The 23,405-nt window shown below is 43.5% G+C and carries 28 protein-coding genes; 20 read left to right on the top strand and 8 right to left on the bottom strand.

What is annotated here, in order from left to right; all coding sequences use genetic code 11:
- Position 1 precedes the first annotated feature (1 nt).
- From mutT to AC0OMU_RS13435, 5 genes are all read left to right on the top strand, one after another.
- Complete coding sequence (mutT, locus tag AC0OMU_RS13415; RefSeq protein ID WP_474241237.1) at positions 2 to 454, top strand: 8-oxo-dGTP diphosphatase MutT; 453 nt, start codon at positions 2 to 4, stop codon at positions 452 to 454.
- A 63-nt stretch (positions 455 to 517) separates the two neighbouring features.
- A complete protein-coding gene (locus AC0OMU_RS13420) occupies positions 518 to 2,242 on the top strand; it encodes a pyruvate oxidase (protein WP_021481718.1) in 1,725 nt (574 codons plus the stop codon).
- Positions 2,243 to 2,476: 234 nt separating this feature from the next.
- Positions 2,477 to 2,842, top strand: coding sequence for a hypothetical protein (locus AC0OMU_RS13425; protein ID WP_014478873.1), 366 nt, complete (start codon positions 2,477 to 2,479; stop codon positions 2,840 to 2,842).
- 44 nt (positions 2,843 to 2,886) lie between these two features.
- Entirely contained in the window at positions 2,887 to 3,480 is a 594-nt protein-coding gene (locus AC0OMU_RS13430) for a DUF5819 family protein (RefSeq protein WP_014478874.1), read from the top strand.
- Positions 3,481 to 3,488: 8 nt separating this feature from the next.
- Positions 3,489 to 4,451, top strand: a complete 963-nt coding sequence (locus AC0OMU_RS13435; RefSeq protein ID WP_063336086.1) for a hypothetical protein — start codon at positions 3,489 to 3,491, stop codon at positions 4,449 to 4,451.
- Positions 4,452 to 4,866: 415 nt separating this feature from the next.
- Here the strand turns inward: AC0OMU_RS13435 and AC0OMU_RS13440 are convergent, their stop codons facing one another.
- Positions 4,867 to 5,133 carry a hypothetical protein gene (locus tag AC0OMU_RS13440; protein ID WP_474241578.1) on the bottom strand — a complete coding sequence of 89 codons (267 nt, stop codon included), beginning with the start codon at positions 5,131 to 5,133 and terminating at the stop codon, positions 4,867 to 4,869.
- A 200-nt stretch (positions 5,134 to 5,333) separates the two neighbouring features.
- On the opposite strand from AC0OMU_RS13440, the gene AC0OMU_RS13445 reads away from it, so the two are divergent.
- The gene (locus tag AC0OMU_RS13445; RefSeq protein ID WP_474241110.1) at positions 5,334 to 6,686 is read left to right on the top strand and encodes an IS1182 family transposase; all 1,353 of its coding nucleotides are present in this window, start codon (positions 5,334 to 5,336) and stop codon (positions 6,684 to 6,686) included.
- A 127-nt stretch (positions 6,687 to 6,813) separates the two neighbouring features.
- On the opposite strand, the gene AC0OMU_RS13450 is transcribed toward AC0OMU_RS13445, so the two are convergent.
- The 3 genes from AC0OMU_RS13450 to AC0OMU_RS13460 all read right to left on the bottom strand — a co-directional run bounded on the left by AC0OMU_RS13450 (position 6,814) and on the right by AC0OMU_RS13460 (position 9,108).
- Complete coding sequence (locus tag AC0OMU_RS13450) at positions 6,814 to 8,091, bottom strand: Nramp family divalent metal transporter (RefSeq protein ID WP_046340208.1); 1,278 nt, start codon at positions 8,089 to 8,091, stop codon at positions 6,814 to 6,816.
- Positions 8,092 to 8,320: 229 nt separating this feature from the next.
- Entirely contained in the window at positions 8,321 to 8,578 is a 258-nt protein-coding gene (locus AC0OMU_RS13455) for a GlsB/YeaQ/YmgE family stress response membrane protein (RefSeq protein WP_003246519.1), read from the bottom strand.
- A gap of 77 nt (positions 8,579 to 8,655) precedes the next feature.
- Positions 8,656 to 9,108 (bottom strand): DUF2188 domain-containing protein, encoded by a 453-nt coding sequence (locus tag AC0OMU_RS13460; RefSeq protein ID WP_015482821.1) that lies wholly within the window; start codon positions 9,106 to 9,108, stop codon positions 8,656 to 8,658.
- Positions 9,109 to 9,225: 117 nt separating this feature from the next.
- Here AC0OMU_RS13460 and AC0OMU_RS13465 point away from each other — a divergent pair, with 117 nt between their 5' ends.
- From AC0OMU_RS13465 to AC0OMU_RS13480, 4 genes are all read left to right on the top strand, one after another.
- Complete coding sequence (locus AC0OMU_RS13465; RefSeq protein ID WP_015382812.1) at positions 9,226 to 10,044, top strand: EcsC family protein; 819 nt, start codon at positions 9,226 to 9,228, stop codon at positions 10,042 to 10,044.
- A gap of 128 nt (positions 10,045 to 10,172) precedes the next feature.
- Positions 10,173 to 10,544 (top strand): glucose starvation-inducible protein GsiB, encoded by a 372-nt coding sequence (gene gsiB / locus AC0OMU_RS13470; protein ID WP_015382813.1) that lies wholly within the window; start codon positions 10,173 to 10,175, stop codon positions 10,542 to 10,544.
- A 131-nt stretch (positions 10,545 to 10,675) separates the two neighbouring features.
- Entirely contained in the window at positions 10,676 to 11,008 is a 333-nt protein-coding gene (locus AC0OMU_RS13475; RefSeq protein WP_015482823.1) for a cupin domain-containing protein, read from the top strand.
- Between the two features lie 2 nt (positions 11,009 to 11,010).
- The gene (locus AC0OMU_RS13480; protein WP_015382815.1) at positions 11,011 to 11,370 is read left to right on the top strand and encodes a YdbC family protein; all 360 of its coding nucleotides are present in this window, start codon (positions 11,011 to 11,013) and stop codon (positions 11,368 to 11,370) included.
- A 36-nt stretch (positions 11,371 to 11,406) separates the two neighbouring features.
- On the opposite strand, the gene AC0OMU_RS13485 is transcribed toward AC0OMU_RS13480, so the two are convergent.
- Positions 11,407 to 12,228 (bottom strand): manganese catalase, encoded by an 822-nt coding sequence (locus AC0OMU_RS13485; protein WP_015382816.1) that lies wholly within the window; start codon positions 12,226 to 12,228, stop codon positions 11,407 to 11,409.
- An 84-nt stretch (positions 12,229 to 12,312) separates the two neighbouring features.
- Positions 12,313 to 13,365, bottom strand: coding sequence for a C4-dicarboxylate TRAP transporter substrate-binding protein DctB (gene dctB, locus AC0OMU_RS13490; protein ID WP_063336089.1), 1,053 nt, complete (start codon positions 13,363 to 13,365; stop codon positions 12,313 to 12,315).
- A gap of 69 nt (positions 13,366 to 13,434) precedes the next feature.
- Between dctB and dctS the strand changes: the two genes are divergently transcribed.
- The 9 genes from dctS (at position 13,435) to AC0OMU_RS13535 (ending at position 21,965) form a co-directional block, all read left to right on the top strand.
- Positions 13,435 to 15,042 (top strand): two-component system sensor histidine kinase DctS, encoded by a 1,608-nt coding sequence (dctS, locus tag AC0OMU_RS13495; protein ID WP_015382818.1) that lies wholly within the window; start codon positions 13,435 to 13,437, stop codon positions 15,040 to 15,042.
- Positions 15,032 to 15,712, top strand: coding sequence for a two-component system response regulator DctR (gene dctR / locus AC0OMU_RS13500; RefSeq protein ID WP_015382819.1), 681 nt, complete (start codon positions 15,032 to 15,034; stop codon positions 15,710 to 15,712). The genes dctS and dctR overlap by 11 nt, the downstream gene beginning before the upstream one ends.
- 120 nt (positions 15,713 to 15,832) lie before the next feature.
- Positions 15,833 to 17,098, top strand: coding sequence for a C4-dicarboxylate transporter DctP (gene dctP / locus AC0OMU_RS13505; RefSeq protein ID WP_014475862.1), 1,266 nt, complete (start codon positions 15,833 to 15,835; stop codon positions 17,096 to 17,098).
- Between the two features lie 148 nt (positions 17,099 to 17,246).
- The gene (locus tag AC0OMU_RS13510; RefSeq protein ID WP_003246523.1) at positions 17,247 to 18,299 is read left to right on the top strand and encodes an AI-2E family transporter; all 1,053 of its coding nucleotides are present in this window, start codon (positions 17,247 to 17,249) and stop codon (positions 18,297 to 18,299) included.
- A gap of 119 nt (positions 18,300 to 18,418) precedes the next feature.
- Positions 18,419 to 18,583 carry a hypothetical protein gene (locus AC0OMU_RS13515; RefSeq protein ID WP_014475863.1) on the top strand — a complete coding sequence of 55 codons (165 nt, stop codon included), beginning with the start codon at positions 18,419 to 18,421 and terminating at the stop codon, positions 18,581 to 18,583.
- Positions 18,576 to 19,502, top strand: coding sequence for an ABC transporter ATP-binding protein (locus AC0OMU_RS13520; protein WP_003246573.1), 927 nt, complete (start codon positions 18,576 to 18,578; stop codon positions 19,500 to 19,502). Before AC0OMU_RS13515 ends, AC0OMU_RS13520 begins: the two co-directional genes overlap by 8 nt.
- Positions 19,495 to 20,262 carry an ABC transporter permease gene (locus tag AC0OMU_RS13525; RefSeq protein ID WP_015715273.1) on the top strand — a complete coding sequence of 256 codons (768 nt, stop codon included), beginning with the start codon at positions 19,495 to 19,497 and terminating at the stop codon, positions 20,260 to 20,262. Before AC0OMU_RS13520 ends, AC0OMU_RS13525 begins: the two co-directional genes overlap by 8 nt.
- A 94-nt stretch (positions 20,263 to 20,356) precedes the next feature.
- Positions 20,357 to 20,692, top strand: a complete 336-nt coding sequence (locus tag AC0OMU_RS13530; RefSeq protein ID WP_003225151.1) for a hypothetical protein — start codon at positions 20,357 to 20,359, stop codon at positions 20,690 to 20,692.
- Positions 20,693 to 20,819: 127 nt separating this feature from the next.
- Complete coding sequence (locus AC0OMU_RS13535) at positions 20,820 to 21,965, top strand: acyl-CoA dehydrogenase family protein (protein WP_474241238.1); 1,146 nt, start codon at positions 20,820 to 20,822, stop codon at positions 21,963 to 21,965.
- A gap of 23 nt (positions 21,966 to 21,988) precedes the next feature.
- On the opposite strand, the gene fbpB is transcribed toward AC0OMU_RS13535, so the two are convergent.
- Together fbpB and AC0OMU_RS13545 are read right to left on the bottom strand one after the other, a co-directional pair.
- Positions 21,989 to 22,168 (bottom strand): Fur-regulated basic protein FbpB, encoded by a 180-nt coding sequence (gene fbpB / locus AC0OMU_RS13540; RefSeq protein ID WP_080344154.1) that lies wholly within the window; start codon positions 22,166 to 22,168, stop codon positions 21,989 to 21,991.
- Positions 22,122 to 22,286, bottom strand: a complete 165-nt coding sequence (locus AC0OMU_RS13545; RefSeq protein WP_003225157.1) for a Fur-regulated basic protein FbpA — start codon at positions 22,284 to 22,286, stop codon at positions 22,122 to 22,124. The genes fbpB and AC0OMU_RS13545 overlap by 47 nt, the downstream gene beginning before the upstream one ends.
- A gap of 246 nt (positions 22,287 to 22,532) precedes the next feature.
- On the opposite strand from AC0OMU_RS13545, the gene AC0OMU_RS13550 reads away from it, so the two are divergent.
- Positions 22,533 to 23,405 (top strand): cation diffusion facilitator family transporter, encoded by an 873-nt coding sequence (locus tag AC0OMU_RS13550; protein WP_014475869.1) that lies wholly within the window; start codon positions 22,533 to 22,535, stop codon positions 23,403 to 23,405.

The raw sequence follows: 23,405 nt of genomic DNA on the forward strand, positions 1-23,405 counted from the left end.
GGTGTATACACAAGGTGCTTTTGTGATCGTACTGAACGAAAGTCAGCAAATTCTGCTGGTGAAACGAAAAGATGTCCCTCTATGGGATTTGCCGGGCGGCAGGGTTGATCCCGGGGAATCGGCTGAGGAAGCGGCAGTGCGGGAGGTATTGGAAGAAACGGGATACAATGCAGCGCTTTCTGCGATAATAGGTGTTTACCTAAGGCCAAAGTTTCAAGATGAACAGCATGTGTTTTTCGGAAGCATAACAGGCGGACAAGCAATGGCTAACGGCACAGAGACAGCGGGATTAAAGTGGGTTTCTCCGGGGCGTTTGCCGCTTTTTATGGTGCCGAACCGAAAAAGGCAGATCAATGATTTCAAAAACGGCGCTCAAGATGTAAATGACACCGTCAAGGATAGCGGGTTGCTCGCGGCGATCGACCTGTTGAAAAGAAGACTGGGCAAGCGATAAAGGTCTCCGGGTTTTAAAGCCTTTCTCCTGTGGTATTGAAAAAAGGAAAAAGGAGGATACGTTATGGCACACAAAACTGCAGGACAAGTAATGACAGAGCTGCTTGAGCAATGGGGAGTTGATCATGTATACGGCATCCCCGGAGACAGTATAAATGAGTTTATTGAAGAATTAAGACACGAAAGAAATCAACTGAAGTTCATTCAAACCCGCCACGAAGAGGTAGCGGCACTGGCAGCCGCGGCTGAAGCAAAACTCACCGGCAAGATCGGAGTCTGTCTGTCAATCGCAGGGCCGGGAGCGGTGCACTTATTAAATGGTTTATATGATGCAAAAGCCGACGGCGCCCCTGTGCTGGCGATTGCAGGACAGGTTTCTTCTGGCGAAGTCGGACGGGACTATTTCCAGGAGATTAAGCTGGAGCAAATGTTTGAGGACGTGGCTGTGTTCAACAGAGAGGTACATAGCGCAGAATCACTTCCGGATCTCTTAAATCAGGCGATCAGGACCGCCTACAGCAAAAAAGGCGTTGCGGTATTGAGCGTGTCAGATGATTTGTTTGCGGAGAAAATCAAACGGGAGCCCGTGTATACTTCACCAGTGTATATTGAAGGGAACCTTGAACCGAAAAAAGAACAGCTCGTCACCTGCGCCCAATATATTAATAACGCTAAGAAGCCGATTATCCTGGCAGGGCAGGGAATGAAAAAGGCGAAACGGGAGCTCTTAGAATTTGCGGACAAAGCCGCCGCTCCGATCGTTGTTACACTCCCGGCAAAGGGTGTTGTTCCCGATAAGCACCCGCATTTTCTCGGCAACCTCGGGCAGATCGGAACAAAGCCGGCTTACGAGGCAATGGAGGAATGTGATTTATTAATCATGCTTGGAACGTCCTTCCCGTACCGTGATTATTTGCCTGATGACACGCCGGCGATACAGCTCGATTCAGACCCGGCAAAAATCGGAAAACGGTATCCGGTGACAGCGGGCCTTGTCTGCGATTCGGCTCTCGGCCTGCGCGAATTGACAGAGTATATTGAACGCAAGGAAGATAGAAGATTCCTGAATGCCTGCACAGAACATATGCAGCATTGGTGGAACGAAATTGAAAAAGATGAGACAGAGGCAACAACACCGCTTAAACCTCAGCAGGTCGTGGCACGTCTTCAGGAAGCGGCAGCCGATGATGCGGTGCTCTCTGTAGATGTCGGCACTGTGACAGTCTGGATGGCGCGTCATTTCAAAATGAACGCGAACCAGGATTTCATCGTTTCCAGCTGGCTTGCGACAATGGGTTGCGGCCTGCCGGGAGCGATCGCAGCAAGCTTGTCCGAACCGGAACGCCAGGCGATCGCCGTCTGCGGTGACGGGGGATTTTCCATGGTCATGCAGGACCTCCCGACCGCCGTCAAATATAAGCTCCCGATCACAGTCGTTATTTTAAACAACGAAAATCTCGGCATGATTGAGTACGAGCAGCAGGTCAAAGGCAATATCGACTATGTCACAAAACTTCAAAATGTCGACTATGCCGCATTTGCAGAAAGCTGCGGAGCAAAGGGCATCAAAGTGACCAAAGCGGAAGAGCTTGCGCCGGCTTTCCATGAGGCGCTGCACTCTGACCAACCTGTCGTTGTGGATGTCATGATTGGAAACGAACCGCCGCTGCCTGGCAAAATCACCTACGGGCAGGCGAAAGGCTTTAGCAAGTACATGCTGAAAAACTTCTTCGAAAACCAAAAATTTGAAATGCCGTCACTGAAGAAAAGTTTGAAACGGTTATTTTAGTGAATATAACTAAGGGTTATTGGGATAACTCCCAATAACCCTTTTAATTAAATTGAAAAACCTATTTTTAGATTTAAATGTCGACTCATAGGATCATAGATGTATTGTAAGAAAGTGTTTACATATAAAAAAATGATATGTTATTATGTCCTTGTATTTCCATTTTTTTAAAAAGGAGGAACTATAAGGATAAGTGTTTCGGTCGATAAAAATAAGTATAAGGGGAATTAGATTATGAAAAAAAAGTTATTTAGTACAATTTCAATAGGGGTATTAGGAGTAACATTTTTTGCGAATTCTTATACAACGCAAGCTGCACCAGAGCATATTAAACAGGTAAAACATATTGAATTAAATACTGGTGAAGATGAATACACAACAAAAAATGCATTTGCTGCTGGAGTTGCTGCCGGTATTGTTAGTGCAGCAGTTTATGATGGCATTAAAGCCGCTGGAAATTGGTTGGGAAAACAAGCAAACAAAGCTAATGCACAATCTATATATAGTGCAGCTCCTGCTAGAAAATATGCATGTTATATAGTGAATCCTCAAGATCACAAGGATATTGATATTTCAGAAGTTGCGGAATTTGGTAGGTAAAAAGGAAGGGGCCTCCCTTCCTTTTCAAATGGAGGTTGTATAATTTGAAGACAAAGAGGAAATATAATTTACTTGTTTTGTTCCTTTCTTTATTAGTAGTATTCCATACAATAATAATGATAATGTATAACTTGCCGTTAAATCCTGTTAACTTTAAGCATGAGAAATTAATTTCAACTTATATGAATCCATTATTTACTCAAAACTGGCAATTATTTGCCCCAGATCCGGTAAGCACAAATAACAATATTATCTGCAGGGGGGTCTTTACAAATAATAAAGGACAAAAAGAATATACTGAGTGGATAGATATTACAGAAAGTTATAATGCAGATATTAAAAACAATTTATTTTCACCAAACAGATTAATGAAAACTGCGCTTTCTGGTGCTGTCTTTGAGGTTCAACCGTATCTAAAGCTGAATGATAAAAAGAAGAATAAACAATTAATTGAGAACGAGTACATCCAAATTATATCTAGTATAGCTGTGAAAAAAATAGAGAGAAGTAAGAAAGTAAAATTAGAATCATTAGATGTTAAGTTGTCTATAGAATCGTTTCCTGAGTATGGAAAGAAGGGGAAGTCAAAATTTAATGTACAGCAGTTCCCCCATATCAATTTACTAACAAAGGAATGAGATTTAATTTGAAAATTATTTTAAATAAGTTCAGAAATTTTAATCATTTAATGTCAAATAAAATGCATTATTTAATAGGTTCAAGCATCTTAAGGATATTTATTGGATTACATATTATGTTTACTTATTTAATTCACTTTGCTCAAAGGAATGAAATATGGGGACCTAATGCTTTTTATTCATTTGAAAAATGCTTTGAAGCTTATGGTTTTACTTCTCTATATCTTTTTAGTGACTCACAGTTATATTTTGAGTTTATTTTTATAAGTGGAATAGTCATTAATACTCTGTATATATTAGGGTATAAAATGAGAATAGTCAGCATCATAAATTTTATTTGGGTTTGGTCTTTATATCAAAGGAATCCTTATATACATGACGGTGGTAATAATATTCTTATTCTTATTATGTTGTATCTTATTTTTGCATCCTTAGGTGAGTTTTTTACTATTCATACTGAATCCCGTTCGAAAGAAAAGTCTAAAGTTACTATTATTATTCACAATTTCTCAGTGATGATTTCAATGATTCAAGTGTCTTTACTTTATTTTTTTGCGGGCTTTAACAAAGCGCAAGGAAAAATGTGGACCCATGGGACCGCACTTTACTATATACTACAGGTTGATGAATATAGTATAAACAAAGGGTTTACAAATCTCGTTATTGATAATCCTTATCTTCTAGTATTAGGAACATACTCAGCATTGTTTCTCCAGCTAATGTTTCCAATATTAGTTTGGAATAGGTATTTTAAAATTCCCCTGCTTATAGGTTCAATTCTTTTTCATTTATCTATAATTATATTTATGGGTCTTCTTCAATTTGGTGTTATAATGATAGCCCTTGATTTATTGTTTATAACGGATACGGAGTATAGGAAATTGTACAAGTTTTTATCACGAATTTATGATAAGTTTAAACTGAAGTTTAGGAATATTTTCAACCAAAAGTTAAGAAATCCCACCATTTAAAATATCGTTTAAATGTTAATGTCAGACTGTTATAATTATTATGTCTTTTCAATCCAATTTAGGGGGAAGGGGTTTTATGTTTGATTACATTAAGATTATTATTTATTTAATCGGATCAATTGGAATGATCTACGCTTGTTATCACGATTATAACTATGCAAAAAAAGGACAAAATGACAAGTGCATATTTTTCAAAAATAAACGATTAAGTGGAGTAGTGCTATTCTGTTATTTGTTTTTATTTTTAGCTAATCTTAAGGACTTCTTGTTTTTGTTAATTAACACGAAATAAATACAATTGTATAGTTAAAAGACTGTCGATGTGAGTCGGCAGTCTTAATTTTACCTAGTCAATTATTTTTGTCCTTGTATGTTTATTCTTATCAAATCTTACAGAACTCTTCTCATAATAGGGTTATTTCTCTTTTTTCTTCAGCCCGAAGAAGAAAGGAAAAGCAGAACCGACCAAGAAGGTGCCGAATAAAAACATGCCGCCGATAAACACGTGGAAATTTGTGTGTCCGGCCGTAAACGCCGTGATTAGGGAAATGATACTGAGCATGATCATGGCAATGCCGGGCGCGACTCTCATTTTTCCCTTGGATTTATGGGCAGCAACAGAACATAAAATGCCGATAACAATAGGAACAATCCACAAATAAAACAGAATAAATACTGACATCATCAAAACTCCGATTTTTCTTCTATCATAACAAATTTCTGTCAAAAAGGGTATCAATGAGCTTTTGCGAAAAAATAAAAACCGGCTTTAGAAGCCGGTCAGGCTGTCGAGAAAATCTCAACAGCCTTTATTTTTTCTTAAAATATCCATTCTTCTGTAATAAAATAAAAGAGAGACTTCAAAAGGACGGTGTCTTTCCCATGTTCCACACAAGAAATTCTTCTCAAAACGCAGCTGAATTTGTTCTTCTCGACCAACTTGTCGAAGAGGATCATCTGCTTCGAAAAATCGATAAATACATAGACTTTTCTTTTATCATTGAAAAGGTTAAACCTTACTACAGTGAAAACAAAGGCCGCCCCTCACTTGATCCGCTGATTTTATTCAAAATGATGTTTATCGGATACCTCTATGGTATCCGTTCAGAAAGACAGCTCGAAAAAGAAATTTACTACAATATGGCGTACAGATGGTTTCTCGGATTGAACATAAACGATCCAGTTCCGCACCACTCCACCATCAGCTGGAACAGACGCACACGTTTTAAAGATACAACCATCTTCCAAGATATTTTTGATGAGATCGTTCTTCAGGCCATCAATCATGACATGGTGGGCGGACGTGTCCTATTCACCGATTCCACTCACCTTAAAGCCAATGCCAACAAGCATAAATACACAAGAAAAACGATTGAACAGGATACACAAAACTATATCAAAGATTTAAATGAAGCCATCCAAGAAGATCGAGAGGAACACGGAAAAAAGCCACTAATAGTCAAAGAGGAGGTGAAAGCTGAAAAAGAGATCCGCCACAGTACAACTGATCCCGAAAGTGGATATCTGTATCGCGAAAACAAACCAGAAGGTTTTTTCTATTTAGATCACCGCACAACGGATATGAAATACAACATTATCACCGATGCCCACGTCACACCGGGAAATGTCCATGATTCTGTGCCTTATCTTGACCGATTAGATCACCAAATCGCACGATTTGGTTTTCAAGTAGAAGCTGTCGCCCTTGATTCCGGATATTTAACAGCTCCTATCTGTAAAGGATTATCTGACCGTCATATTTTTGGCGTCATTGCCCACAGACGATATCACCCTACTAGAGGCTTGTTTCCAAAATGGAAATTTCATTACGACATTGAAAAAGACAGGTACATTTGCCCGAACCAGCAAACACTCACATACTCAACAACTGACCGAAAAGGATACAGGTCATATAAATCAAATCCTGAAACATGTTCCTCATGCCCTTTTCTTGAAAACTGCACAAAATCAAAAAAACATCAGAAAGTCATCACCCGGCATGTATGGGAAGACCACAAAGAAAAGATCAGGCAAAATCGCTTGTCTGTTTCAGGAAAAAACCTCTACAAAAAAAGAAAAGAAAAAATAGAGCGAAGCTTTGCAGATTCAAAACAACTGCACGGGCTTCGCTATTGCAGGTTGAGGGGAAAACGGAATGTGAGTGAACAAGTTCTCCTCACAGCCGCATGCCAGAACATGAAGAAGATTGCCACATACCTAGCCAAGCAAAGCTAGGTATGTGGGAGCTCTTTTTCTGTTTTTGAAATCAGCTGAATACCTAAAGAAACAGCACACAACAAAAAAGCTTGTAGAAAAAACATCGTTTTCTCTACAAGCTGACCGGCTTTAGAAGCCGGTTTTTTTATCGAAACGTATCTACAATTAAAAACACATTCAAAGCGACGATCAATACAGCAATCAGCCAAGACACCACTGTGACCCATTTGGCGTTGATTAGAGATCCCATGATCCGTTTATTGCTTGTAAACATAATAAGCGGAATGAGGGCAAAGGCGATCCCGAAGGACAGCACGACTTGGCTCAGTACGAGAGCGGTCGTCGGATTAACGCCTGACGCGATGATCAAGATCGGCGGAATGATCGTGATAAAACGCCGTACATACAGCGGAATTCGGTAGTTGATAAATCCTTGCATAATCACGTCCCCTGAAAGTGTGCCGACAGACGAACTGGATAGACCGGCAACGAGCAGCCCGATCCCGAATAAAGCCGCAGACATAGGGCTGACTAGATGTCCGAATTGCTGAAATGCGACGTCGAGATCCTCAACAAACAGGCCGTTTTTGAAGAATAATGCGGCAGCCACAATCAGCATACTTGCATTAATAGCCCCTGCAATCAGCATCGCTATTAAAATATCAATAAATTCAAACCTAAAGATTTTTTTTCGTTCTGCATCAGTTTTGCCAATCACCCGCCGCTGTGTAAGGGCAGAGTGTAAATAAATGGCGTGCGGCATAACAGTTGCGCCAAGAATACCCGCTGCAAGAAGCACACTGTCAGTGCCATGAAACGCCGGGACAAAAAGGCCCTTCATCACTGACACGGCATCAGGCTTTGCGAAAAAGGTCTGCAGCGCAAAGGCGATCACGACCACAAACAGCATACCGGCAATACCGGCTTCAAGTGAGCGATAACCGCGGCGCTGAAGCTCCAATATCGCGAAAGAACCGATCGCAGCTATAATAGACGCTTCAAGCATCGGAATGCCGAACAGCAAATACAGTCCCAGAGCCGCTCCGATAAATTCCGCCAGATCAGTTGCGATAATGACCAGCTCGCCCTGAATCCATAATCCGATCGAAACAGGCTTCGGGAATTCTTCACGGGCAACCTCAGGCAGATTTTTGCCTGTCGCAATACCGAGTTTGGCGGATAGGGATTGAATTAAAAGCGCCATGATATTAGAAAATAAGATCACCCATAAGAGCATATATCCGTATTTAGAACCCGCCGAAATATTCGTTGCGAAGTTGCCGGGATCAATATAGGCAATGGCTGCTATAAATGCAGGGCCGAGAAAAGGGAGCAGCCCTCTGAATCCTCTGATTTTCCCGTCAAGCGCATCTTGGACGGCTTTGGAACGGGGAGATTGTGCTGTGATGTCCTTGTTCATCATGTCTCACCTGAATTCTGTTTGTTTTTGCCGTACAACAAAGAGTTTCCTTAAGGCAAATTATTTTATCTACATCATATGACCATCCTGGTTTCTTGTCAACCGAAAATGTTCAAAATACACTTCTGAATTTTTCCCTGTTATGTAACATGATATGTAGGGATTCGGGATAAGGTCCCATATAAAAAGACATCGTTTCAGTTCGAAACGATGCCTTCTGTATCTAATGAGTCTAGGCTTCCTTCCGCAGCCCGCGGAATATAAGGCCCAGCAAGAATACAAAGATGGCTGCCCCGATGATGGCCGGGAAAATAGCAAAGCCGGCGAGGCTCGGTCCCCATGTGCCAAGAAGTCCGTGCCCAATCCAAGCGCCGATCAGCCCGGCAATCATAGAGCCGAAAATTCCTCCCGGCAGCCGGTTTCCTACAATGGCGCTCCCAATTAATCCGATAACAATAGCAACAACTAATGAAACCAAAAAGCTAAGCATCATGATCACCTCTCATAAATGATTTACCAATCAATAACCGCTCCTGATCATTTCGAAACACTTAAAAGCATATTCCTTTATGATCCTGTTTTAATCTTTCTCTGCACACTGCCGTCAGCTAAATGAACAATGACCTCAGTGCCTTTATGCGCCGCGATTTCCTTTGCCCGTTCAATCGCTTCTTTCTTTGTATCCTTGATTTCAGACACACGTTTGGCGCCCTCGGCTTTGACTGCCCAGCCTTTTTTATGCTTAATAACATGCTCTGGCTTATTCATGAGCTCGGGGCCGCTGCCGCTGCTTGGATCAGCATCGCGTTCTGTCTCATCATCATGCGTCAGGAAATCATCAATTTCATCTGTAGAGGCGTTTTCCGCCCATTCCTTCGCTTTGCTTGTCGCAATTGGAATCGCGCGCCCTTCCCCATAGCCTTCATCAATCATCGCATTCGCAATGTCTATCGCCTTTTTTCTCACCGGCTTCTCAAGATTTTTTAATGAAGCAGGATAATCCTTCATCGACCAAGGCATGTCCATCACTCCTTTTCCTTTTATAAAAATGGTACCCGCAGGTGAAAAATAAAAACGCATCCGAAAAAATGAAGGTATACTATATAGTAGAAAAAACGGAAGGGAAGTGCGGGTTGGGTGACAACGGAACGAAAAGAAGACTTACATCAGCAATTAAAAGAGATAGAGAAATGGGAAAAAGATCAGCAAAAAATCTGGTTTTGGGAAAAGCTCAGCCGTCTCCCGTTTCAGCTGCTGGACAAGCTGACACCGGAATTCATCCAGAAAAAGATCGGCAAGCTCTTGGATGAGGTCGGCAGCTTTGTTCAAACAGGCGGACAGTACCTGACATCTGAAAAACAGATTATCAGGATGTTTCAAAAGAAACTGCCGGAGGAGATCTTTGAATCACTGGAGGACATCCGGAAAGCGCCTCTTCCTGTCATGGATGAAATTGCGGAAGGAATGGGCAAAAACAGAACCAACGCAGCAACCGTTCAAGGCGCGACAACCGGTGTGGGCGGCGTGTTTACGCTGGCGGCAGACATTCCGGCAGTGCTTGGCTTATCACTAAAAACATTACAGGATATCGCAGTCGCATACGGCTATGATCCAAAGGAGAAAAAAGAACGCGTCTTCATTGTGAAATGTCTGCAGCTGACGTCGGCTGATGTTGTCGGCAAAAGATCGATTTTGCAGGAATTAAAACACTACGATCAAGACCGTACATATAAGAATGTCGCTTCTCAAATCCAAGGCTGGCGAGAAGTCGTTTTGGGCTATCGAGACACGTTTGGCTGGAAAAAACTTTTCCAGATGGTGCCGGTTGCCGGAATGGTTTTTGGCGCCGCTGCCAATCGCTCAACATTAAACGACATTACCGAGACAGGCATGATGCTGTACAAAAAGAGGCGCATTCTTGAACGACTGAAAGAAACAGAACGAGAGATGGAATAGCAGAAAGCAGACGGACACCGCGATCCGCCTGCTTTTTTTAGTGGAAACATACCCAATGTGTTTTGTTTGTTTAAAAGAATTGTGAGCGGGAATACAACAACCAACACCAATTAAAGGAGGAATTCAAAATGGCAGACGATAACAAAATGAGCAGAGAAGAAGCAGGTAGAAAAGGCGGAGAAACAACAAGCAAGAACCATGACAAAGAATTCTATCAAGAGATTGGGAAAAAAGGCGGAGAAGCCACAAGCAAAAACCATGACAAAGAATTCTATCAAGAAATCGGTGAAAAAGGCGGAGAAGCCACTAGCGAAAATCATGACAAAGAGTTCTATCAAGAAATCGGCGAAAAAGGCGGAGAAGCCACTAGCGAAAACCATGATAAAGAATTCTATCAAGATATCGGCCGTAAAGGCGGAGAGGCTACAAGCAAAAATCATGATAAAGAATTCTACCAAGAAATTGGCTCAAAAGGCGGAAACGCCCGCAACAACGACTAATCAAAAGCATAAAGGCAGACAACCTGTAAATAAAAAAGCGATCCGGCACATCAGCTGGATCGCTTTTTTTTGGAATCTTCTCAATTTATGCCACTATTGCGATACAATAAGTGAAAAAGGGGTTTTCGCTAATGTCCAAGATGCAAAACTTGCTCGCCATCGCAAATGAAGTCAAAGAAAAGCACGCCAATTTTTCAATCTCAGAGGTCAACGACCATTGTGTGCGCCTTGCGGTGTTTACGGGAGAATATGACTGGCACCATCACCCTGACTCAGACGAATTGTTTATTGTTCTTGAAGGTGAGCTGCTGATCGATTTTAAAGACAAAGAAACCGCGGTGCTCAAAGCAAATGACAGCCTGCTGATCCCGAAAGGCACGGTTCACCGCACACGCTCTTACGTCAGGACGGTAAATCTCTGTGTAGAGCATAAACAAGCCGAAACCGTCATCATAGAGGAGTAGCCATGCTGATCAAAAGGATTGTATGTGAAGTAGACGCTGCAAACGCTGAAGCATTTGCAAAAGCGCAGTCACAATGGGGGGCGTTATCGCATATAAGCGGCTTCATCAAACAGGCCGGCGGCTGGCGAAAAACGATAGACGAGCCGCTCACTGCAGAAATCATCAGTGTATGGGAAAACAGAGAAGCCTACGATCATTTTATGGAGAACGAACATGACAGCATATACGAGGAAAACGATCAGAAGGCTGTAATTCTTTCGATAGAGGTGACGGTGTACGAAGAGGATAAACCGTTCGTTCACGATCTGTTACATAACCCTGATATCCGGTACGAACCAGACTGGACGGTTCTGAAGGCATAATCAAAGCCCAAAACATCATGTTTTGGGCTTGTCTCTTTACTCGCGTCCCGGAAGTGTATTATGAACAAAAGGCGGTGCTGGTTTTAATTCCGGTTTTTCTCCAAACGTTTTTGCTTCTTTCACATATTCAAAGGCTTCTCCGTCCGGCGCTTTTTCATTCAGCCAGTTTTGTTTGGCGCTTTCTTCGCCTTCAGAGAAATTGATAAGCTGATGTGAGAACTCTTGTTTTTCGAGCGCTTTCGGGAATGTACCCGGCACAACCGGACCTTCCTGTGCTTCTAATTCTTTAATGGCGGCGAGCCATTGATTTTGGTGCATCGTGTCACGCGCCAGCAGGAAGCTGAGCATATCTTTGACGCCTTTGTCATCCGTCATTTCAAACAGGCGTGCGACCTGCAGACGGCCCTGAGATTCCGCATTCAGGTTGGCGCGGAAGTCTGCCAGCAGGTTTCCGCTTGCTACGATATAACCGCCGCTCCAAGGTACGCCTGTACTGCTTTCCGGCATGGCGCCAAGTCCTGATACAATCGCATGGTGAGGGTTCATGCCGCCTAGGATGGAGCCGATGACCGGATCTTCAGCAGCTTTTTCCTGCTGATCAAGAGGGGCATCCTCAAGAAGTCTGGCAATCATCGTTGCGATCATTTCAACATGCCCGAGCTCCTCCGTTGCCGTATCCATCAGCAAGTCCTTGTATTTTTCATTTCCTCTTGTGTTCCAGCCTTGAAATAAGTACTGCATGGCAACTGAAATTTCTCCGAATTGTCCGCCTAAAATTTCTTGCATTTTTTTAGCGAATAATGGATCTGGACGATCTGGTTTAGCAGGATGCTGCAGCATTTTTGTGTGCTTAAACATGTACCCATCTCCTTTTTCGATTATCTCTTTTTATATTTCCTCTCGATAGAAAGATAAACGAAAAACAGCGTATCGAGATGGGAACTATGAATCTTTTCGCAGCTCCAACAGTTCCCGGATCAGATCCCGGCCAAAGATGGGCTCATACTGCCGGTAAACAGGGTCAAGACGCTTCATCCATTCTTGTTTCTCTTTATCTGACAGCTCATAAATATGTATAGCAGAATTCTTTTTGATTTCTTCCAGCTGCTCCTTGTTCATTTGTTCGGCATACGTTTCATTCCACTCCGTCGTCTCCTTCATCGCTTCAGTCAAAATGCGTCTTGTTTCTGGTGTTTGCGCCTTCCAGAAGTGTTCATCAGTCATGACAGCGTAGCCGAGGTAACCGTGGCTGCTTATTGTCAAATAGTCCTGAACATTATAAAATTTTTTAGAGTAGATGTTTGAAATTGTATTTTCTTCGCCATCGACTACATTGTTTTCTAACAGCTGAAAGGTAGAATTGAAGGATTCCTGATGAGGTGTTGCGCCAAGCAGCTTGAACTGATCCTCAATCACATCGCTTTGCATAATGCGCAGATCTTGCCCTTTTAAATCATCAGGTGTTTTGACCGGCCCTTGATTTGTTGTGATTTGCTTAAAGCCGTTCGTCCAATAGGCCAGTCCTTTTAATTGGTTTTTCTTTAGAGAATCAAACAGCTGTGTGCCGATGCTTCCGTTCAGCCCTTTTTTGACGGCGTTGTAATCTGTAAATGCATACGGCAGATCCAGCACTCCCCATTCAGGCGAGAGCATGCCGAGCTTCGATGTGGAGGGGGCGATAAATTGAACATCGCCGTTTTGCAATGCTTCAATTTCTTCAATGTCCGAGTACAGGCTTCCATTCGGAAATACTTCTATTTTTATTTTCCCGCCTGATTTTTCGTTCACCAGATCAGCGAATTTATTGGCGGCCAGCCCTTTTGGCGTATTTTCAGCAACCACGTGGCTGAATTTAAAGACGATTTGATCTTGCAGGCCTTCCTGGTCGTCATCATAAACAATCTCTTTATTGCCGGTATGATCATGGAATCCGATAAATAAAGCGGTTGCAATTCCAGCGATCATCAGTGTGAGACATGCAAGCAAACTCTTCATCAAAAGCCCTCCCCTATGTTAAGGATAATGGGGGCAATCACATTCGTAAAGACCTGAAAGGAGAAGCTGATGAACAAAAAGAAGCTCTCAATCCGTTGGAAAATCACGATCTTATCCTATATACTCGTCATTTTCTCCTTTTTGATCGGCGGAATTGTGCTCATCGGCAACATTCAGCATACAGAGGAGCGGGAGCTGAAAAAGCGGCTGATGAATACGGCTCGGACAGTGTCAGAGATGACAGAAGTGAAAGAAGCCTTGGCGCGAAAAAAACAAACAGAAGCTGTTCGCCATGCGGTTGAAGAAATCAGGATGATTAATGAAGCAGACTATATTGTCGTCATGGATATGAATCACATCCGATATACGCATCCTGTCAGCACAAGCATCGGCAAGAAATCAGAAGGTGCAGACGAGGAGGCAGCGTTTGCGGAGCACATTTATTTCTCTGAAGCAAAGGGCGAGATCGGTACGGCGGTTCGCGCTTTTTATCCGGTTAAGGATCAAGACCTGAACCAAATAGGTGTGGTGCTTGTCGGAAAAACGCTGCCGGGGATCGCTGACATCCTGCTTCATTTAAAGCGTGATATTGCATTCATCGTTGTGCTGACACTCGGCTTCGGCCTTGCGGGTTCCTTTTTGCTGGCCCGCCATATCAAAAAACAAATGTTTCAGCTTGAACCTCATGAGATTGTCCGAATGTATGAAGAACGGACAGCGACGTTTCACTCGATGAATGAAGGGGTGATCGCCATTGACAATCGTCTCATCATTACGATCTTCAATGAAAAAGCGAAACAGATCTTTGAAGTGCAGGGGGATCTGATCGGCAAGGTGATTTGGGAGGTTCTTAAGGATTCGCGCCTGCCCGAAATCGTGGAGCGGAACAAAGCGGTTTATAATGAAGAAATTCGTGTCAGCGGAAAAGTCATCATGAGCAGCAGAATTCCGATCGTCATGAAGAAAAAAGTGATCGGCGCCGTTGCGATTTTTCAGGACAGAACGGAAGCGGCCAAGATGGCAGAGGAATTGACTGGTGTCAGAAACTTTGTGGAGGCGCTCCGTGTCCAAAACCATGAGCATATGAATAAGCTGCACACGATCGCCGGTCTCATCCAGCTGGGGAAATCTGAAAAAGCCTTGCAGCTTGCATTCCAGGCGTCAACTGAGCAGGAAAATGTGACTGAATTTCTGCACCGCTCGATTCAAAATGACGCTGCGGCAGGCCTTCTATTAAGTAAAATCAGAAGGGGAAGAGAGCTCGGCATTGCTGTTCATATAGATGAAAACAGCAGTCTTCAGCAATTTCCCGAGCATGTTGATCAGCATGATATTGTGGTGCTTTTAGGGAATCTGATTGAAAATGCCTTCGGCTCATTTGAAACCGTTCAATCTGAAGACAAACGAATTGACATTAGTATCGAACAAACAGATGATATCCTTGCTATTTTAATAGAAGATAACGGCTGCGGAATTGATCCGGCACATATGCCTCGCCTTTACGACAAAGGTTTTACGGTCAATAAAACTGGCGGCACAGGCTATGGCCTGTATCTAGTGAAACAAATCATAGACAAAGGATCGGGCACGATAGAAGTTGATTCACATGCGGGGCAGGGGACATCTTTTTCTATCGTTTTTCCAATGAAGGGGGAGGAAGCACAGCATGGCTCGTAAAGAATGGAAGGTTCTGCTCATTGAAGACGATCCGATGGTTCAAGAGGTCAATAAGGATTTTATTACAACTGTTAAAGGCGTTACTGTCTGTGCAACGGCAGGAAACGGAGAGGAAGGCATGAAGCTGATTAAAGAAGAACAGCCGGATCTCGTCATTCTCGATGTGTACATGCCGAAAAAAGACGGCATCAAGACCTTGCAGGAGATCAGAAAGCAAAAGCTTGAAGTGGATGTCATTGTCGTCTCCGCTGCAAAAGACAAGGAAACGATCTCACTCATGCTGCAAAACGGGGCGGTTGACTATATCTTAAAGCCGTTTAAGCTTGAGCGAATGAGACAGGCGCTCGAAAAGTACAAGCAATATAAACAAAAAATCGAAGCGAATGATACGCTCTCCCAGGAACAGCTCGATGCGATCCTGAATATTCCGCAGCAGGCCGTACAGGATCTGCCGAAAGGGTTGAATCACTTCACGATGAATGAAGTCACTGCTTTTTTGAAACAGCAAACCGCATCCCTTTCTGCTGAAGAGGTTGCCAAGGCGCTCGGCATCGCCAGAGTGACAGCCAGACGATATCTTGATTACTTAGAAAAAACCGGGGCCATCAAATTGGACGTTCAATACGGAGGAGTCGGCCGGCCGGTCAACCGCTACGTGTTAAAAGGATAAAACTGAGACCAAAAAGACCAAAATGTCCGTTATGATCATAAACTTCCCCAGACGTTATGAAAACGCTATCATTCTAGTAAGAAAGACACAAAAGGCGAATAGGACAGGGGGATGAAGGATATGAAACTGTTTAAAAATTTAACAGTTCAAGTCATAACCGCGGTCATCATCGGGGTCATTGTCGGGCTGGTCTGGCCGGATGTCGGCAAAGAAATGAAACCGCTTGGCGATACATTTATCAACGCTGTTAAAATGGTGATCGCACCAATTATTTTCTTCACAATCGTTCTCGGGATTGCAAAAATGGGCGATATGAAGAAGGTTGGAAAAGTAGGGGGAAAAGCGTTTATCTATTTCGAGGTTGTCACCACCCTCGCACTCATTATCGGTTTATTTGTCGTCAATATTATGAAGCCGGGTGCGGGTCTTGATTACAGCAAGCTTGAAAAGGGAGATGTATCACAATACACGCAAAATGGCGGTCAGGGAATCGACTGGATTGAATTTGTTACACACATTGTTCCATCCAACATGGTTGATGCCTTCGCAAAAGGGGACATTTTGCAGGTCTTATTCTTTTCTATTCTTTTCGGAGTGGGTCTTGCGGCATTAGGTGAAAAAGGGAAAAGCGTCATTGATTTCTTCGACAAGGTTTCTCATGTTTTTTTCAAAATTATCGGCTACATTATGCGTGCCGCGCCAATCGGGGCATTCGGGGCGATGGCGTATACAATCGGACACTTCGGGCTCGATTCCATCAAACCGCTGGCAAGCTTAATGATGTCTGTTTATATTACGATGTTCCTGTTCGTATTTGTTGCTTTAAATATCATCTGCAAGCTTTACGGATTCAGCCTGTGGAATTACCTTCGCTTCATTAAGGATGAGCTTTTGATCGTGCTTGGCACAAGCTCTTCCGAATCGGTGCTTCCGCGTATGATGGATAAAATGGAGCGCTACGGCTGTTCCAAATCAGTTGTCGGGCTAGTTATTCCGACGGGCTATTCGTTTAACCTCGACGGCACATCCATTTATTTATCAATGGCGACTGTCTTTTTGGCACAGGTGTTTGGAGTAGACCTCAGCATCGGCCAGCAAATTACGATTATCCTCGTTCTGATGCTGACATCGAAGGGAGCGGCAGGTGTGACGGGAAGCGGATTTATCGTCCTTGCCTCAACGCTGTCAGCGCTGCAGGTCATTCCGCTGGAGGGTCTTGCACTCCTGCTCGGGGTCGACCGTTTCATGAGTGAAGGGAGAGCCATTGTGAACCTGATCGGAAACGGAATCGCCACGATCATTGTTGCAAAAAGCGAAAATGAATTTGATGAAGCAAAAAGCGTAGAGGCTGTTGAAGGCATGAAAAAAATGAAAACAGCAGTCTGAAAAAAGAACGGCCCATTCATGGGGCCGTTTTTTTAATTGTTTAAGAATTATTAAGGTAAGGACAGAGACCTCAGCATTTTTTTGTTATATAATTTACAAATGGATACTATATTGAATGAAGGACGTTTGTCCTAACAGGAGTGTATAAATGGCCGCTTTAGTTAAATTTTTTCAGCACCCGGGAGTAAGGCGTTTCTCCATCTTTGTCGTGTTAACTGGTGTGTTATATCTATTTAAGAGCATGATCAACTTAATATTGCTTACCTTCATTTTCACATTTCTAATGGATCGTTTGGAGCTTGTCGTGCGGCAGTTTGTAAGCCAGTTCTTCCGCGTGAGCCAGCGGGTTGTCATTACGTTTCTTTACATGTTGCTGGCTGTGCTGCTTACAGTCGGGGGCTTTGTGTTTTATCCGGTCGTCGCGGCGCAGATCCAGCAGCTGGTAAAGCAGATTAAACATATTGCGTATCATCCTGACAGCATCCCTTTCTTTGATGAGATCACCAGTGTCTTCGGAGATATTAACATCAGTTCATATGTCAAAGAGGGCTTCAATGTAGTGTATACGTATCTGGCCGATATCAGCACATTCGGTTTGCAGGTCGTGATGGCGCTCATTCTCAGCATGTTTTTCTTATTTGAGAAAAAACGGCTTTCTGAATTCATGGCGAAATTTAAAACGAGCAAACTGAGGGTCTTTTATGAGGAAATTGCTTTTTTCGGAAGCAAATTTGCAAGAACGTTCGGCAAGGTGCTCGAGGCTCAATTTATCATTGCGCTCGTCAACTGTATTCTGACGTTTATCGCGCTTTGGATTATGCATTTTCCGCAGCTGTTTGGGCTTTCGATTATGGTGTTCTTCCTTGGATTGATCCCTGTAGCAGGCGTCGTCATTTCCCTGATTCCGCTCAGCATTATCGCCTACAGCACTGGCGGTGGAATGTATGTGCTCTACATTGTCCTTGTCATATTCGCCATTCATGCGATCGAAACATATTTCTTAAATCCGAAGCTGATGTCGGCGAAAACAGAGCTGCCAATCTTTTTCACCTTCACTGTACTCATTTTCTCTGAACACTTTTTTGGCATATGGGGTTTAATTATCGGGATTCCGATCTTTGTGTTTCTCCTTGATATTCTGGATGTCACCAACAAGGAAGATAGGTCTAAAGGACCCCGAGAGAATAGCGATAAAAAGTAGTTTAAAATCGAATAATGAGTGTGCCTCGATCTGCCGGCCTGCCTGTTCAGGGCATGGAATTAAGGCTCGGGATCGGAGCTTGACATTGCTTCGCACAGTGGTGAACACAACAGGTGACAATGCCTGTCATCATTACAGAAACTGAAAAGAACAAACAGTCGGAGCAAACGCTCATCATCGGTTTAACCAAACATTTGGAAGCAACAAATGCTATAATACAAACAGTGCCTAATGTTGGGCACTGTTTATTTTTTGTCGAAAAAGGAGGAAGGCTTTATGGCTGAGCCGATTTTACATATTGAAGGCCTCGATAAAAAGATTGGGTCTAAACAGATTTTAAAACAGATTAGCATGGACGTCATGGAGGGTGAAATCATCGGCTTGCTCGGTCCGAATGGTTCCGGAAAAACAACACTCATCCGTATCATCGTCGGGCTGCTGAAACAAAACAGCGGAAGCGTGACAATCAGCGGATTCCAGCATGATACAGAGTTTGAAAAAGCGATGGAAGCGGTTGGAGCGATTGTTGAGAACCCTGAGTTCTATCCGTACCTGACAGGCTGGGAAAACCTCAAGCACTTTGCGAATATGCACAAAAAAATAGCGGATGAACGGCTTGATGAAGTGGTGGAACGTGTCGGGCTGACGTCAGCGATTCATGATAAGGTGAAAACCTATTCCCTTGGGATGCGCCAGCGTCTGGGAATCGCCCAGGCCATTCTTCACCGGCCGAAGCTTCTCATTCTAGATGAACCGACAAACGGCCTCGATCCTGCGGGGATGAAGGATTTTCGGGATCATATTAAGGAACTCGCAGAAATGGAAGGAACAGCTGTCCTGTTCGCCACTCATTTATTGCGCGAGGTTGAAGACTTGTGCGATCGTGTCATCATCATTCAAAAAGGTGAGATCAAAGCGGAAGTCAGCTTACAAGGAACTGATCAAACCACAGAAAAAGCGATTATAGAAGTGCAGCCGCAAGAAAAAGCGCTCAATTGGCTGACAGGCAATCAATATCAAGCTGAGAGCCAAGACGGGACGATTGTAGTTGAGGTGGCAAAAGAAAACATACCGGAGCTGAACCGATCACTTGTCGGACAAGATCTGAATGTATTTTCCATTACGCCTTACACGCAGTCACTGGAAGACGAATTTATAAAAGCGACAACAGCTCATCAAGAGGAGGGAGAAGAGCTTGTCTAAATTAATTTGGAATGAACATATGAAACTTTTTAATCGGAAGGTCACTTTGGTTTCCCTTATCCTGATGGCTGTCTTTCAATTCTTCATGGCATTGATCATTAAACGGATTGTCATCAGTGCCGGAACAGATGAAAACTTCATCGGCTATTTATCGTATACACCGAGCCTGAACATTTTGCTGCAGGCTTTAACGATCGTAATTGCAGCAACAATTGTTTCGATGGAATTTGATAAAAAGACGATCAAATTTTTGCTCATTCGTCCGGTTAAACGCCAAAAGGTCTTTTGGTCAAAATTAATCACAGTCGTGATGGTCAGCTTCTATTTGTATCTGGCATACTACATTCTGGCATTATTATTCGGTCTCGTGTTTTTTGGAACATCGGTGACTGCGGAATCAAAGACATTGCTGGTCAACACCTTGGCGCTGATCGGGTCAAACTGGCTTGAAGCTGTAATGATGGGATTATTCGGGCTGCTTTGTTCTTCGCTGTTCCGCAATAGCGCGGTAGCAGTTGTTGTTTCTTTTGTCGTTTTATACGGAGCGAGTACACTTGTTCAGCTCATGAAGTTGTTTGAAAACAAGTGGGGCAGCTTTTTGCTTTTTGCGAACACTGACTTTACGCAATACAGAAGCGGAGAGACAGCGTTGTTTTCAGGCATGACGCCATTGTTTTCAATTGGAATTCTCATCATACATGCCATATTCTTCATCGTTGTTGGCTGGTGGTGCTTCTGTAAACGGGATGTTCGGGTCTAAAGGCAAGGAATGACATTTTTGTGAAAAAGCTCACGTAAATCAATATCAAATGATATTTTGGTTTATACTAAAGGTACTGACGGAGGTGTCTCGATTGAGGAACTTTATTACCGCTTTACCGATTGTATTGCTGCTTGGATTCTCATTTGTGTCATTCATGTTTCAGTTTGAACATCTTGTTTATTTCAGGCTCGCGCTTGGGTTGTTTTCTCTCGTGGGACTGTACATGATATATAAAATGAAGACGGGCATCCGCTATTTTATCATCTATCTGTATGCCAGCTGGATTGTGTTGGCCGCAGTGACCGCTTTTGAAGAGCCGATTTTCTCAAGCTTTTTCTTTGGCGGCCTGGTGATGACGATGGGTTACCTGACATATATGCTGATTTATCTCGGCATGAAACAAGACCGGGATGCAAATCCTGTGTAATCGCGCTGTTCCCTTGGGGAACAGCGTGTTTTTCTATACTGGGCAAAAGATTAACAGTTGCGGAAAAATGGCAGGAAATCTATAATACATATTAAATTTATCGGAATTAAAACTGGGGGGCTGCCGGATGTCATTATTTATACAAAACGATCAACAGCGGCAATGGATGGAGAAAATCGGACGGATTGCGGATGAATTTCAGCAAACAGCTGCTGAAGATGACGAACAGGGACGTTTTCCTGCAGAGAAAATACAAAAACTGCGTGATGCTGGGTATACAGCATTAACATTGCCGGCATCTCATGGCGGAGGGGGCATTTCTGTTTACGATATGCTCCTGTTTCAAGAACGGCTTGCACGGGGAGATGCTCCTGCGGCTCTTAGCATCGGCTGGCATTTGAGTGTAATCGGGGAGCTTGGAGAAGGCAACAGCTGGGATGAAGACGTATTTGCATTTGTTGCCAAGGAAGTCCAAAACGGAGCCGTCATTAACAGGGCGGCGACTGAAGCGAAAACCGGAAGCCCGACAAGAGGAGGGCGCCCCGGTACACACGCCGTCAAAAAGGATGGCAAATGGGCAGTGAACGGAAGAAAAACCTTTACGACGATGTCACAAGCACTGGATTATTTTTTAGTAACCGCATGGATTGAGGAAAAACAAACAACAGGCGTGTTTCTCATTCATAAAGATGATCCCGGTTTGTCGATTGAAGAAACGTGGAATATGATGGCGATGCGGGCGACTGGAAGCCATGACCTCGTACTGAACGAAGTCATGCTTGATGAGAATAAGCTGGTGGAACTGCTTCAAGGGCCTCGCGGAGCTAAGCCGAATGGATGGCTGCTTCATATTCCGGCGATTTATCTTGGTGTTGCTCAAGCTGCTCGTGACTATGCAGTGCAATTTGCATCTGAGTATTCTCCAAACAGTTTGAATGGACCGATCAAGAATGTCCCGGCCGTACAGCAAAGAACAGGCGAGATGGAGCTTGAACTGCTCAATGCCAGACACTTTCTATTCCATATCGCTCAATTGTATGACGATCCGGAGCGGCGTCCACACTTGACCAGCGAGCTAGGTGCGGCGAAACATATCGTCACAAACGCTGCGCTGTCTGTTGTTGATAAAGCGATGAGAATTGTCGGGGCCAAAAGCCTGGAACGAACCAACCCGCTTCAACGCTATTACCGTGATGTGCGCGCCGGTCTTCACAACCCGCCGATGGATGACGCCGTGATACACAAGCTGGCAGCTGAAGCATTTGAGTCATAAAAAAAGAGCCTTACCGGCTCTTTTTATGTATTGTTTTGCTCCTGCAGATTTTTTTGATGCTTGCTGTCGATCCTGTCATAAATAACGTTCATCAGCTTTGGATTGCCCATAATCGCCTCTTTGTTTTCCTGGATCAGCTGTTGGTAAGTTTTCACTTTACGCTTCGGCATGCTCCGGCGCCCTCCTGACATGTTTGTATTCACTTTCTAACTCCGTCAGCGACAATTCATACAGATGACGCTTTGACTTTTTGTATATACCATTCTGTATTAACAGATGAATGAGCTGTTTTTTTCTGATTTCTGCAGACTGAGGTGTCATTGTGTCACCAACCTCCAATCAAACGATATTGATAATCATTATCAATTAACTTCAGTATACAATGTCCGCAATAGCCTGTAAAGATGAAAAGAGTCCTATTCTTGGCCAATTTACAAACATTCAACAAATCGACAAAAAGTTTCCCGGGCAATAATGTGCTGTCGAAATATTCCGCTTCATTGAACGCGTCCTGCTATTTTTCATGTTTTGAACCATACTATGTAATAGAATGGAGGCTGGTATTCAATGGAGCGGACAGAAAATCTGAAAAAGGGAGAAAAAGGGGCGCTCCTCAATATTTTTGCATATGTCATTCTTGCTGTTGTAAAGCTAGTCATCGGGATTCTATATCATTCTGAAGCGCTGAGAGCAGACGGGTTAAATAATGGAACAGATATTGTTGCGTCAGTAGCAGTGCTGATAGGATTGCGGATTTCTCAAAGACCGGCTGACAGCGATCATCCATACGGCCATTATCGGGCTGAAACAATTTCGTCTCTTGTTGCGTCTTTTATTATGATGGCAGTCGGCATTGAAGTGTTAATCGGCGGAGGAAAAGCGATTGCGGGCGGCACAACGGAAACGCCAAATCTTATCGCGGCATGGACGGCGTTAGGCAGTGCTGTGTTTATGTATGGCATCTATTTATATAACAAAAGGCTGGCAGCGTCCATTAAAAGCTCTGCCCTGATGGCAGCGGCAAAGGACAGCAGGTCAGACGCTTTTGTAAGTGCCGGCGCGTTTATCGGTGTTTTTTCGTCCCAGCTGAAGCTGCCGTGGATTGATCCGGTAACGGCTTTTATCATCGGCATCATCATTTGCAAAACTGCTTGGGATATCTTTAAAGACGCTTCACATTCCTTAACAGACGGCTTCCATTTAAAAGATCTTGAGCCTTACAAACAGACAGTCGGCAGGATTGAAAATGTGCATCGCCTAAAGGATGTGAAAGCGAGGTATTTAGGCAGTACAGTTCATATTGAGATGGTCATTACGGTTGATCCGAAGCTTACAGTAGAAGAAGGCCATGGAGTGGCGGATGAAGTAGAAGACAAAATAAAACATGAACACGATGTCACTCATGTTCATGTTCATGTAGAGCCTGACGACATAAAATAA

The organism is Bacillus sp. FAU18 (genome assembly GCF_056033885.1).

What these genes read in the sequence shown, in the direction of transcription:
- AC0OMU_RS13420 (WP_021481718.1), top strand. Translation starts at nt 518, where the DNA reads ATGGCACACAAAACTGCAGGACAAGTAATGACAGAGCTGCTTGAGCAA.
- AC0OMU_RS13425 (WP_014478873.1), top strand. Translation starts at nt 2,477, where the DNA reads ATGAAAAAAAAGTTATTTAGTACAATTTCAATAGGGGTATTAGGAGTA.
- AC0OMU_RS13440 (WP_474241578.1), bottom strand. Translation starts at nt 5,133, where the DNA reads ATGTCAGTATTTATTCTGTTTTATTTGTGGATTGTTCCTATTGTTATC.
- AC0OMU_RS13445 (WP_474241110.1), top strand. Translation starts at nt 5,334, where the DNA reads ATGTTCCACACAAGAAATTCTTCTCAAAACGCAGCTGAATTTGTTCTT.
- AC0OMU_RS13450 (WP_046340208.1), bottom strand. Translation starts at nt 8,091, where the DNA reads ATGATGAACAAGGACATCACAGCACAATCTCCCCGTTCCAAAGCCGTC.
- AC0OMU_RS13455 (WP_003246519.1), bottom strand. Translation starts at nt 8,578, where the DNA reads ATGCTTAGCTTTTTGGTTTCATTAGTTGTTGCTATTGTTATCGGATTA.
- AC0OMU_RS13460 (WP_015482821.1), bottom strand. Translation starts at nt 9,108, where the DNA reads ATGCCTTGGTCGATGAAGGATTATCCTGCTTCATTAAAAAATCTTGAG.
- gsiB (WP_015382813.1), top strand. Translation starts at nt 10,173, where the DNA reads ATGGCAGACGATAACAAAATGAGCAGAGAAGAAGCAGGTAGAAAAGGC.
- AC0OMU_RS13475 (WP_015482823.1), top strand. Translation starts at nt 10,676, where the DNA reads ATGTCCAAGATGCAAAACTTGCTCGCCATCGCAAATGAAGTCAAAGAA.
- AC0OMU_RS13480 (WP_015382815.1), top strand. Translation starts at nt 11,011, where the DNA reads ATGCTGATCAAAAGGATTGTATGTGAAGTAGACGCTGCAAACGCTGAA.
- AC0OMU_RS13485 (WP_015382816.1), bottom strand. Translation starts at nt 12,228, where the DNA reads ATGTTTAAGCACACAAAAATGCTGCAGCATCCTGCTAAACCAGATCGT.
- dctB (WP_063336089.1), bottom strand. Translation starts at nt 13,365, where the DNA reads ATGAAGAGTTTGCTTGCATGTCTCACACTGATGATCGCTGGAATTGCA.
- dctS (WP_015382818.1), top strand. Translation starts at nt 13,435, where the DNA reads ATGAACAAAAAGAAGCTCTCAATCCGTTGGAAAATCACGATCTTATCC.
- dctR (WP_015382819.1), top strand. Translation starts at nt 15,032, where the DNA reads ATGGCTCGTAAAGAATGGAAGGTTCTGCTCATTGAAGACGATCCGATG.
- dctP (WP_014475862.1), top strand. Translation starts at nt 15,833, where the DNA reads ATGAAACTGTTTAAAAATTTAACAGTTCAAGTCATAACCGCGGTCATC.
- AC0OMU_RS13510 (WP_003246523.1), top strand. Translation starts at nt 17,247, where the DNA reads ATGGCCGCTTTAGTTAAATTTTTTCAGCACCCGGGAGTAAGGCGTTTC.
- AC0OMU_RS13515 (WP_014475863.1), top strand. Translation starts at nt 18,419, where the DNA reads ATGCCTGTCATCATTACAGAAACTGAAAAGAACAAACAGTCGGAGCAA.
- AC0OMU_RS13520 (WP_003246573.1), top strand. Translation starts at nt 18,576, where the DNA reads ATGGCTGAGCCGATTTTACATATTGAAGGCCTCGATAAAAAGATTGGG.
- AC0OMU_RS13535 (WP_474241238.1), top strand. Translation starts at nt 20,820, where the DNA reads ATGTCATTATTTATACAAAACGATCAACAGCGGCAATGGATGGAGAAA.
- AC0OMU_RS13545 (WP_003225157.1), bottom strand. Translation starts at nt 22,286, where the DNA reads ATGACACCTCAGTCTGCAGAAATCAGAAAAAAACAGCTCATTCATCTG.
- AC0OMU_RS13550 (WP_014475869.1), top strand. Translation starts at nt 22,533, where the DNA reads ATGGAGCGGACAGAAAATCTGAAAAAGGGAGAAAAAGGGGCGCTCCTC.